The sequence below is a fragment of the Hahella ganghwensis DSM 17046 genome (genome assembly GCF_000376785.1).
Classification (GTDB): domain Bacteria; phylum Pseudomonadota; class Gammaproteobacteria; order Pseudomonadales; family Oleiphilaceae; genus Hahella; species Hahella ganghwensis.
Window position 1 is genome coordinate 1 of record NZ_AQXX01000048.1, and the last position, 12131, is coordinate 12131.

Annotated in this window: 6 protein-coding genes and 1 pseudogene; 3 read left to right on the top strand and 4 right to left on the bottom strand. The window is 49.1% G+C overall.

Translation table 11 applies throughout. The features are described from left to right. From F566_RS31535 to F566_RS0101325, 3 genes are all read right to left on the bottom strand, one after another. Nucleotides 1-694: BtaA family protein (locus tag F566_RS31535; protein WP_020405173.1), on the bottom strand; the 694-nt coding region annotated here is incomplete at its 3' end. A 350-nt stretch (nt 695-1044) separates the two neighbouring features. Further along, nucleotides 1045-3978 (bottom strand): chitinase C-terminal domain-containing protein, encoded by a 2934-nt coding sequence (locus tag F566_RS34705; protein ID WP_020405174.1) that lies wholly within the window; start codon nt 3976-3978, stop codon nt 1045-1047. A gap of 148 nt (nt 3979-4126) precedes the next feature. Then, nucleotides 4127-5635: a glycoside hydrolase family 19 protein gene (locus F566_RS0101325; RefSeq protein WP_020405175.1), complete on the bottom strand. Its 1509-nt coding sequence runs from the start codon at nt 5633-5635 to the stop codon at nt 4127-4129. Nucleotides 5636-6600: 965 nt separating this feature from the next. On the opposite strand from F566_RS0101325, the gene F566_RS35100 reads away from it, so the two are divergent. Continuing rightward, nucleotides 6601-9879 (top strand): pectate lyase family protein, encoded by a 3279-nt coding sequence (locus tag F566_RS35100; protein ID WP_051085235.1) that lies wholly within the window; start codon nt 6601-6603, stop codon nt 9877-9879. Between the two features lie 43 nt (nt 9880-9922). Continuing rightward, nucleotides 9923-10948, top strand: a complete 1026-nt coding sequence (locus tag F566_RS0101340; RefSeq protein ID WP_020405177.1) for a TolB family protein — start codon at nt 9923-9925, stop codon at nt 10946-10948. A 184-nt stretch (nt 10949-11132) separates the two neighbouring features. On the opposite strand, the gene F566_RS37510 is transcribed toward F566_RS0101340, so the two are convergent. After that, complete coding sequence (locus F566_RS37510; RefSeq protein ID WP_026179671.1) at nt 11133-11600, bottom strand: hypothetical protein; 468 nt, start codon at nt 11598-11600, stop codon at nt 11133-11135. 317 nt (nt 11601-11917) lie between these two features. On the opposite strand from F566_RS37510, the pseudogene F566_RS0101350 reads away from it, so the two are divergent. Continuing rightward, a pseudogene (locus F566_RS0101350) lies at nt 11918-12131 on the top strand (IS110 family transposase); the annotation flags it as partial.

Genomic DNA, 12131 nt, shown 5'->3' on the forward strand with positions numbered 1-12131 from the left:
CATCGCTTAAATATCCATTAAACAATCCCAATGGATTTTTTGAGAGAGGCGTTGTCAGATAAGGAGGTAAACAACCTTCTCTATTGAGGTACTTCCCCAGAAAGATATGATGCAGGAAATAGTTAGTCGCTCTTGCAGGATCACTTAACCCTTCTTCAATACCTAATCTAAAATACCTCGCATATGAGTTCCTGGGCGCATGCTGAATGGCATTTGGGCCAAACATAGCTTCCAGATAGCTCTCATTAAAGAAAAGCTCAAAAGCGACAGGCCAGTACTTATTGCTGAGCAGACGTTCCAAGGCAACCCCGTCACCAAGCAAACAAGCCAGCATTCGCTCTTCATCAAGAATGTGTTCAAAAACAAACTGACGGAAACCTCGAAACAGAGATTCAAAGTTCCCACTTTCATTTATCCCAGTGGGATGGTTATTTTCCACATTGAAAATTGAACTCGAGCGGCACTCATTCCCGGACAGATGCTCTAACTTTTTTCTCACATGGGCGATTTGGTGCGGGTTTGGATCAAAGACAGTCACATCGATACTTGGCTCTATCGCCAACAGACTCAAAGCAGTACATCCACCAGAGGCGACAAGTAAAGCGTTTTTCAAGGAAAAGCGCTGAATGACTTTCAAGTCGATCACCGGATCTTCTCGAACTACAGCAAATTGGAGGGGGTTATCTGTTGGCATCTCTAAACTCTTTCTCGTGAACTATTTGTTTAGAGACAGCGTATTCCCGCAGATTACCCAGCACCACCTGAACGGTATATGTACTGTATTTCTAACTATCGGGTATCGTCTTTTGATACCCACCCAGAAATAATCTGCAACTAACTTTATCCAGCCAGTTAGGAGCCTGGCAACCCGCCACCAAAAGAACAGCGGAAAAATCCAGATCCGTAATTTGTGAACCTCAAGGAAAGGGAAAAGAGCGTAGTGAAAGAAGTGAAGCTAATGAGCACAATCCGAATGGACAGAGCCCGCCCCCCTGTTTAAAGGGGCGGGCTCACATATAAAAGCTCAATTGTAGAAAGCCCGAATCAGAAACGACACACCATCGTCCAGCTTCCGTCGCTACCAGGAGTGGATTGAGTCCACCAGCCTACGCGATACACGATGTTGTTATGAGACATCAGATCACCGGCGCCAGCATGGCTGGGGTTACCCTGCCAGTCACTTTGGGTCCAATCGGGGTAGACGTTCACGTTGCTTGGGTCGACATTGGCGTCGGCACAGGTACCACCATCATTTCCGCCGTCTCCATTGTCTCCTCCATCACCGTCATCTCCACCGTCTCCATTGCCGCCGTCATCCAAAGAGCCAGCCGGCAATTCAGGATGCTCTTGTTTCAGAGCGAATGTGGCGCCACCGATTTTCACTCTCCAACTGGAAGGCAGCGGCATTGGCAACTGATAATTGAGAGTAATATCCATGCTCTCGCCATCCGCCAGGGCCTGATAGTTTTTCAGGGTGAATGCCACGGTATGATGATCGTTCTCCAGACCACCGATGTTGTGACCTGAGCTGTTAGCGCCGCTGGCAATCACTTTCAGACCAACACCGCTTTGGTCGCTGATCGTATCGGGAATCGCCGTGGGCACGTTGAACTCAAAGGTCGCACCACCAGGTATGGTATGGCCTGAATTATTGATGATCTTCAGCTTGGGATTGATCGGGTAGTTCTGATCCCCCAGCCTGAAACCACTGATGCTGTACTTGATGTCCAGACTGGTGGCAGGTACACCGGAGCCCACCTGATCACCATATGGCGCAGCGTGTTTGAAAGCATCATAGAATTGCGTGGTCAGAGTGTCGCCCATGAAGTACTCACCCTTGTCCTCGTTCCAGCCGTAGTCACCCGCCAGCTCCCAGAACATGACGCCACCGATACCATTATCAACAACATATTCGGCTTTGGTCCCGATCGACACTTCATCTTCAATAGACAGGAACACCTGTTTTTCCGCATTCCACAACCAAGGAGCAACCGCAGTAGCATCATAGTGACGACTGTAATACCCGGTCAGCACATCAGTAGGATCGTTAGCCGGGTCAAGGCCGTAATCTGCGATGTAGCTTCCAGCCACGCCTTCTGCCAGATTCTTGGCATGCCATAGCGGATTGGAACCAGCGCCCATCTCATTGCCCTGTTTATCCAGATCATGCCAGATGTTGTCGATGCCGACTGCGCCGTGGCCACAGTCATTTTTATCACCTGATCCTGTGCCGGGAGGACAGTTGTTCTGATCCGGCGCGGAAGCTGTTCCCCATAGGCCATTATTGCCACCATTCACGCCCTGCCAGCCGCGGGTGTAATAAGGCACACCAATGTTGATGCGTCCCGCCGGCATGGTTCCGCGGAAATACTTGTAAGCCCAGTCGGTATTCAGGTATCCAATACGCTGATATTGCGCCGTGTTGTAGTAGTTCCAGGCTTTCAACTCAACGTCTTCACCGGTGTCATACAATGCCGCATTGTGACCGACAAACTGATTCCAGGCACCATGCAAGTCGTAAGACATAATGTTGACATAGTCCAGATACGGAGTGATCTGCATGGCTTCCATTCCCCGCAACAGATAGCCCGAGGAAGGTGAGGCAATGGTCAGCATATAATGTTTGCCGTCTTCCGCCGATGCAGCATCCAACCTCTCACGCAGTGTTTTCATCAGTTCCACATATGAGGCCATCAATCCGGCACGACGGGCATTGGCGATAGAAAAATCATCCGGGTTACCGGCGTCATTCATGCTGGTGGGATATTCATAATCGATATCTGCGCCGTCAAAACCATATTCACGCAGGAACGCCACAACTGAATCAGCAAATGTGTTGATCCCCTGATAATTGATGCTGTTATCAGCGTTGGTGGTCATGGTGTAGAAACCTCCACTGTCAACGCGGTTGCCATCTTCGTCGAAATAACCGCCGGATTCAGCCCAACCGCCTACGGAGATCAGCGTCTTCACATTCGGATACTGCTTCTTGAACTTGTTCAGTAGGTTGAAATGGCCCTTGTAGGAATAACTTGGATCCATTTCAGCACCTTCCACACCGTCCCAGGTCAGACCGGTAGCCGCGTTGTCCGGATGATTCACATTACCAACAGATATCTTGTTGTTACCATCGACATGGGCGAACGCATAGTTAATATGGGTTAACTTCTCCCAGGGAATATCACTGGCCAAATAGGATGGCGCCCCATTCTTGCCAGTGCGCCAGGAGGTGAAGTTACCGATGATTCGGCGAGGATGATCCGCCCCCATTTCTTCGCGTCCATTCTCGTCATAGACGCTACAGTATGGCACTTCAACGCCCGGCGTCTGATAAAGCCCTTCCGGGCGACAGTCTTCACCGCCAGGATCGGTCCCGCCGGTCACTTTGATGGCAACTCCCGGCGCTATACCGCCCAATCCCTTATCGTCAATAGCCTTCGCGGAAATGCGATGCGCACCGGCGCTGGCCTTCCAGGGCATTTCATAAGGCGCTCTATCGTCTTCACCAATCAAGGCATTGTCTACATAGAATTCTACCTTACTGATAGAGCCATCCGCGTCGTCGGCGTCAACACTGATACTGACGTTATCATCCACATCGAACTCATCTCCCGCTTTCGGAGAAGTAACGCTGGCAGTTGGTGGCAGATTATCCGATGGTGAGCCATCGTCGGAAACGATGATAGTGGCCTTGTCGGAAACTGCCTTCGCATTGTTGTCGTCCACCGCAGTGGCACTGACGGAGTGATCACCCAACTCGGCTTTCCACTCCATGGTATATGGCTCACTACGATCTTCACCGACCGCTTTGTCATCCACCCAGAAGGTCACTTTGGCGACAAAGCCGTCTTCGTCAGACGCTTGCGCAGATAACACAACATTATCACCAACAATGTATTCAGAACCGGACACCGGTGCCGTCAGCGTCACACTGGGAGGCTTATTATCAACCGGGCCACCGTCATCACATTGTCCCAATAACTTCCACTCCTGCCAGTTTCCGGAATGAGTTTCAGGATCGGCGCCTTGCGACCATTAGGCCGCCTGATATGCGCTGTTGTTATGTTTCACATTGACGCCGCCGACATAGGCGACGCCGCTATCCCAGTCAGAGAACCCGGCGCAGTCATAGGCAAATGCCGATTGACTCAGAGCCCCTGCTGCAATTAGGGAGGCGGTGAGAAAATTCATTTTCATCATTATTTATCGTCCTGAAGTTCTCCACGCAGCGACGATAGTCGCCTTGCGCCAGAGCAAAGTAGGGAGTCTGATAGCCGACCAGCTTGCAGGCGAAAGCTTTGCCTTCCGGCATGTCCGGGTAGTACCCCCAATCCTGATCCCAATACACCTGCAACGCGCCGGAGCCTTGGGTGTCGAAACTTTTCTGATCCTTACACCCCAGCTCTTCGTTGGCACCGATAAGCACATTGAGTGCTTGAGCATGATTGCGGTAATAATCGATGCGATTGACCGACTGCGGCTTCTCGTAGCCATGACCACATTCGATACCACCATTGATAATATTGGTAGTCGCACCAAAGCCTGGCTTGATACCTAATTGCGCATCGTGAGCGTTAGGCGTCCAGGATCCGTCCACCACATGCAACATGCTGGGTTTTGGGGAGGCTGGATAGACAAAGAAAAATACCGCTGAGGCCAGATTGAGCCAGGTGTCTGCGACCTTTTCCGGATCGTTCAACAGCACACTCACATCGCCATACATCGCCTGTGAAAAGGGGCCGTAGTTATAGTTGTAGCTGAGCTGTTTAGCGCCACGTCCGAAGTATTTCAGATAGTCTCCGCTAACATCTTTACCACAAGGCCAAGCCTTACCCTGCCATGTGTCTGGGCTGCATTCTGCGTTATAGCCACAACCAGAATTGTTCTGATCGCATCCAGATTCTCTGACGTAAACCAGCCCCTGACGCCATTCCGGAATTGAAGAGGAAGCATCATGCCCCCCTGTTTCCTGCGTAAAATGCGCAAACATCGTCGCCAGAGACTTGCGACAGACGGCGTCACTGTCGCGGCCATCATCATAGGTAGCGCAGAATCCCCTGAACTTGCCGACGGCTCTCAGAAAACGGGTATAGGTATAGGATTCATGACGCTGGGGGAAAGTCTCTTCGAACCGGGAAGAAGACATAATGCTCTCAACCCGCTTGACGTTTGCCGGGTTAGAGGCGGCTCCGGGAACGATGGCTTCTACTTGCAGGTTATCCAGGGTTTTGACGGAGTCTTTCACTTGGTTGAAGAGCGGCGTATCGGTGAGACGCGTTTCCGCCGCGTCGAGAACGGAAGCCTTCATACTGTAGCCACCGTCGGGCAGAGGTTGCGGCAGATCACTGTCATCGCCCTGCCCTGGATCACCGCCATCTCCTGGGTCGTCACCACCACTGCAGGAGGTATCGCATGGCCCCACTTGCTTCCATGGACCCCATTCTCCTGAAGCGGCAGGGTCATCCCCCTGCGTCCAGTAGCGAGCCTGATAAATTGTATCGGCGGCGTGTGCCTGATCGCCCCCTTGATAAATGGTATTGCTCTTCCACCCAGGCACAGCAGCCAACACCGCTGCGCTGGATAAACAGAAAATTGACGCCAATATCCCCATACTGAATTTAAATTGTGTACGCATAGCCATTACCTTGAGGCAAATATCCCGATTTATCGGAAATTCCTTTGGATTTTTATCAAAAGCAACCCAAACCCGTTTACCTGGCCGTGCCTCGTGTGCCAAATGAGGGCTTTGCTGGATCGCCTAGACCGTACCACTTATATCATTGGACATATCAAAACATGAGATCACTTATTATTGGTATTGCAATGGTACTTTCTAGTACGAAAATTGGTATCATCCAGAAAGACGTTTTTCTATACGTAATTTGGCAGATGAAATGAGTAAACATTCAGCCCATAAGCAGAAGACGTAGCACTTTGTTTTATTTGCTTTTAACTGTATTCGGGCGTTATATATTTGAGGAAATATGGCAGAAAAAAGTAGAGAAAAGAGTATAAAAAGAAGTTGTTTTTATGCTTATTTATTCTGAGAGACGTTCAAGAAAAATCTCGCAATCCATACATCCCTTTTTTGGTTTTCTTATTTTGCTTTAGACATACATAAATAGTTATGAACCAAGACACCCAATGACACTTGATTCCATTTAGAATGAAAATAGTGGTAATAACTAGGTCGTAGTATACAACCAATCTAGTCCCCATGATCTATTTACACGGAAGTGATAGCTGTTAACAGCTTGCATGATTATCCTTAACCTTCACTACATGGACGAAGAGAATGTTACCTATTATCCCTCCCCTCCAATCCCACATTGACAGACTAACTTCCAACTTCGCGCAATCAAGACAAAACGACTACTGCGGATTATATGAAGCGCAATATCATACCCCTGGACAGCTACATGGACGTCAGGATTCAGCCTATCGAGTATGTAAGGGTGAGCTGAAAAACAAACCCGATTACACATGTGAATAAAGAAGCCTGCCAAGGTAAAGAAGTACTTTAATCATTCGAGCCTCCAATATGGGGCAGAACATGCCTATATCGATACCAGATTAATAATCGCTAAAGCGGAAATGGACATGAAAAGTACTCTAACGGCTCTATTAAGTATCAATCTAATGCTGATCACTTCAGCTTGTGGAAGCAATGACTCAAGTTTAGGCAATCTTGATAAAGGAAACCAAACGGATAAAAAGGCACCGACCCTTACCATCAACTCACCTACTCCTGCGGACAACTATAACAGCGATTTCGCGTCTGTAATTCTTGGTGGAACCGCCAGAGACAATAAAGGTGTGAATGAAGTCAACTGGCGGTGCAGCACCGGTTGTAGTGGTTCAGGCAGTGCCACCGGCACCACCGATTGGCATACCGGCGAAATCAACCTAGCAGACGGCGAAAATACAATTATTGTCACTGCCCATGATGCTGCCGGTAACACTGGCGATGACATTATCGTGGTCTCCTACCTTCCGCTACCAAACGCAGCGCCGGTGATTACGCTTATTGGCGATCCACTGAAGACCTTGTACATCGGAGATGTTTATAACGAGCCGGGTGCAACCGGGATGGATGCCGAAGATGGTGACATTTCCCATTGGATTACTATCAACAATGATTCGGTGGATACTACACAGGCAGGCAGTTATCAGGTTACTTACAACTTGACCGATTCCGATGGCAATGAAGCCGATACGGTGATTCGCACCGTTGAAGTCCGTGAAACCTCCAGTGGTGGCCAGGACGTTGTGTCGGAAACCTCTGAATGCTATGACCGGATTGTGACGGGCGGCCAAAGCTGCGCCGCCGATTCTATTCGCTGTGTCGGTGCCGGTCAGGAATATGATACCAACAACGGCCTCAAGTCCGCGTTTGATAGTGCTCTTGATAACATGCAACCCGGAGACGCCATGTGCATCCGAGGCGGCGTCTACACTTACTCCGGTTCCGGAGCTCTGATTGACATTGATGCCTCCAAAAACTGTTCGGCGGATTCCGGCCGCTGTTTTATTGCAAGCTACCCGAATGAACTTGCCATATTACATGGCGCTGGCTCCGAATCATCTTTCCAGAATCTGGTGATCAAGGGTGGAAACGAACCGGATGATTCGAGGGGACAGTACGCCGCCTTTGTGGTCGGCGATCACTGGGATATTGGTTTTTTGGAAATGCGCTATTTTATCGGCGATTCGTCCTTCGCCGGAGTCTTGCTGGCAGGCGACCATCTTCGCCTGCACCATAATCATATTCACAATATCTGGTCTGACCTGATTCGAAACCGGGCCATGGTTGGTAGCGACGATAGTGGCGTGGGCGCCGGTCACCCGCTGGTTGACTCCGATGAACCTGATGCCAGTGACATCCTGATTGACAAGAATTATCTGCACCATAGTCGCGCGGGTATCGGTATATCGATATACCCTACAGGTTCTGGCGATCTCAGCCAGATCTTTAATATCACAATGGCTTACAACGTACTACACAGCAGTGGCTGGAGGCCGGATGGTACCTTCCAGCCCTGTTCATCTTCTGCCAGCAATTGCGTCACTGGTAATTTTGGCGAGTTGGGTTCCTCTGTTTGGGGCAATTCAGATTCGATAACCCTACAAAAGAATTGCCACATCGGCGACCCGGTGACCAAGGTTAGATGCTGGGATATAACGATAAAACACAATATCGTATTCAAAGCGGCAGACGACTGTATTGATACCACTGTGGGCCGCATGACTCTAATGTCGAATATCGCCTGGTACTGCGGTCCGGCAGCTCGGCGCGGGCTCAAGGATTTCCTCCCAGGTTCCGGACCACGTCGAAATTTCGGTAATCTGGCACTAGGTACCAGTCCCATGATGCGAGGCGATTGGAACGAACCGAATATGCCGTTTTTTTATCAGGGAACTGAGTGGCGAGTAAGTGGTGATAACGAGTTTTTGGTCTATAACAACTCTCTTGCTTTTTGGGGGCGATCTGGCATTGACCTGTTGGTGCAGAGCAATATGGCGCCGAGCACCTTCGACAGTTTAAAGGTCAAAAACAACTTAGGTTTTGGCTCGCCTGAAAACTTCAGATATAACGGCAACATTTCCAACCGGGATGAAAGTAATAATTTCAGTGGCATAGGCGGCAGTGAACAAGTCGCATTGGGCACGAGTGACTTTACCGGAACTGATATCAGCCTAGATTGGACACAGAATGCTACCAACGAAGAGATTCACCGGCATTTATGGTTGCAATTTTACAATAAGTTCAAACCCGCAGCAGGATCGCCGTTAATAAATGCCGGAATTGCCATTGATGGCGTGCACTGCACCAACCCCGACCCCGTTTATCCCTACCCACTCAGTACGGGCTACGATGACAGTTGTCTGCATTGGACTGGCAGCGCGCCCGATATTGGCGCTTTCGAGTCCAGTGGAAATGGTTCAGGTGACGGAGATAGTGGAAGTGAGCGCCCCTGGGAAGATATAACCGACAGAATCATCGGTTTTGGGAAAAACGTTACCGGTGGTAAAGGGGCTCCCCTCTGTCACGTAACCACTCTGGCAGCTTCTGGAGCAGGCAGCTTGCGGGCTTGCGCTGAGCAATCGGCTGCAGCCTGGATCGTGTTCGACGTATCGGGAACGATCAGTTTAGACGAGGCGATTGATGTGCAGTCGAATAAAACCATCGATGGTCGCGGCGCTGATATTACCTTGACCGGTGACGGTCTCTTGCTTGACGAGGGCGTGGAAAATATTATTGTGCACAACATACGCATCATCAATTCTCTCACCGATAAAGAACGTGACGCCATCACCATCTATGGTGATGTTAAAGGCGTGTGGATTGATCACTGCACTTTCAGCAATTTCACCGATGGCTTGATTGATATAACAGTCCGTTCCACTGATATAACTCTGTCATGGAATCACTTTTATGATCATGGAAAGGCCGTTCTGATTTCCGCCAGCGACAATGACTCCTTTGACGACATTATCCGGGTAACACAGCACCACAATTTTTTTGACAACATCACTGAGCGCTCTCCACGTATACGGTACGGCAAGGTCCACGCCTTCAACAACTACCTTAGAGATTGGGGGTACTACGGAATGCGTTCAGCGATTACCGCTGAACTTTTTGTGGAAAACAATATTTTCGAACCGGGTGGCAGCCACAATGGCGTCGAGTCACTAAACAATGGTTATATTCGAGCATCAGGCAACCTGCTCAATGGCACCAACATTGAAACTGTTAATCCCGATGCGGTTTTTGTCCCTTCTGACTACTACTCATATACGGCAGAAATTGCAAACGAAGCGCTAAAGACAAAACTGTTACAGCAAACAGGTTGGCAGGAAACACCGTTGCCGAATTGATATCACTCGATCGAGAGCATCGGCAGTAGAAAGAGGAAATGCAATGGCTATTAATTGGGTACCGCTAACTTGTGTTGTCGTAGTGCTATTGATGTTACAAGCTTGTGGCTCAGGCAGCACCAGTACCGTCAACGGCGAACTATCGGGACATATTTTTATCGGTAATAGAGCCGGCCCTTGGATACTGGATATACAATCCGGGCATTATCACCCGATTCCCGGAGCAATCTGGGAAAGGAATCCCCATTATCCAGGGCTGGCTGATTTTACTGCATTTCCAAGGTCCTTTGATGGTTCAGAGTATGTGGAAACCGTAGAAAACTGTTATATCAAGTTCGGTCAGGACAGAGATTGTATCGTCTTCCACTCCAAGGGAGGTAAGCCAACAGACGTGTTTGCATTACCTGATATCAGTTTTGGACCAGCCCGGATGTCTCGCGATGGAAAACTGGTGGGGGTGGTGGTTGAAAATAGAGGGCGTAAAAAGGGCGGACCTTTCTTCATTCTACATATCTATAGCCGTTCCGGAAAACTGATTAAAAAATTCGATCGAATTGAGATTCGAAGACATAATTTCGACTGGTTGCCAAATAACCGTTTGATATTTGTTTCAGGCCAATCGATATATGTGAGTGGAAGCAGCAAACCAATTGTGACCATTCCAGCTGCCCTGGGGCAACCGGGCGAGCCTTCGGCAAATTCAAATGGTAATAAAATCGCATTTACTGTCGGCGAAAAAAGTTCTACAGGTATTCTGGGAACAATTTGGGTTATCGACAGCAATGGCAGCGGACTGACACAACTGACAGAGGGGTCTGGGTGGACCAGGCACCGTACCCCGATATGGTCTCCCGATGGGCGCTGGGTATTTGTTATCGATCAATCCACGATACAGGGCAAGGCTTATGTCGTGGCTTCCAACGCTGAAAAAATTCATCTGGATTCGAACAGCAAAGCAGTTAGGCCATTAAGATCCTTCTTTAAAGAAACGATTCATAAAGGCAGCGATCCCATACCTTTGAGTAACCAATTCGGCGTCCGCACCGGAAGCATTGCCTGGCTGCCATAAAAGGGAAATAATTTAACAAATAACGGCGCTAATAACGGGATATCCATTAAATTCATGAATATCAGTTTGTGGGTGTTCTAGATCTCATGATATTCCGAGGAGAGTAACAAAAAAGCAGGAAAATGAACACACCAGGCACCGGGCAGTTATGCCGTAATATAAGCGTAGACAGGCCTCACGAACGTCACTGACAAGGAATGACACTCAACAATCCACTGACGTCCGGAATCAATGGGGTCAGTGTCTTTGATTTTCCCTTTGTAATCACTGTCACCAAAGAAACTAGGTTCGCGATTCTTTCCGCGTTGAATAATGTGATGGGAGCAACCAGGTAGATAAAGACGGGGTAGTCGAGCCATATAGAAAATCCTTTTTCAATGTTGAGATTGGCCAGGCTACAGTATACGGAGCTCAGATCAAAGACTCTGACCCCATTGATCCCAGAAAGCTTCAGGAGCCCTGCTCTATCCAATGAAACTCCATTCAGGTAGCGCTCAACCAATTGAGGTCCTTTGAAAAGTCTCCGCCAACGCTCGATCACTTCATCCTGCGACCAGGTATCAGTCAACTCAGCGTTGACTTGCAGCACCACATGGTAGTGATTACTCATGACCGCATAGGCCGCCACATCAATAGCGAAAATATCAGACAATTCAAACAGTCGGTCGACAATCCACTGGCGCCGGTGTTCGAAACTTTGACCTGAGAAATGGTCACTGCCACAGAGAAACGCCCGGCGAACACAGCGGGCGATACAGTGATAATAACGGGTATCGGAGAGGGAAATGAGCTCCTTTCTGGCGCAGGTTATCCTTGAACCTTAATACTGAGTAAAAAAACAGGAGACTACGGAGCGATGGCAGCTCCGTCAACTAGTTTGTGGGTGATGAGATGGATGCCTCCCCTCTATCGGCGTCAAATGCGCCACACTTGTAGTGTCAACAAACAAGTATAGAGGAGGCATCCATCATGAATATTAAGCTCATCGGAGTGGATTTGGCAAAGTCAGTTTTCCAGGTTTGCGTGCTGAACCAAGCTGGTAAAGTTCAGATTAACCGGGCGCTGTCTCGTAACGCTTTTGTTGAATTTATGCATAAACAGCTGCCCACCCAGGTTGTCATGGAGGCCTGTGGTAGTTCTAACTTTTGGGCCCGGAAGCTTCAGTCGATGGGGCACACCGTTC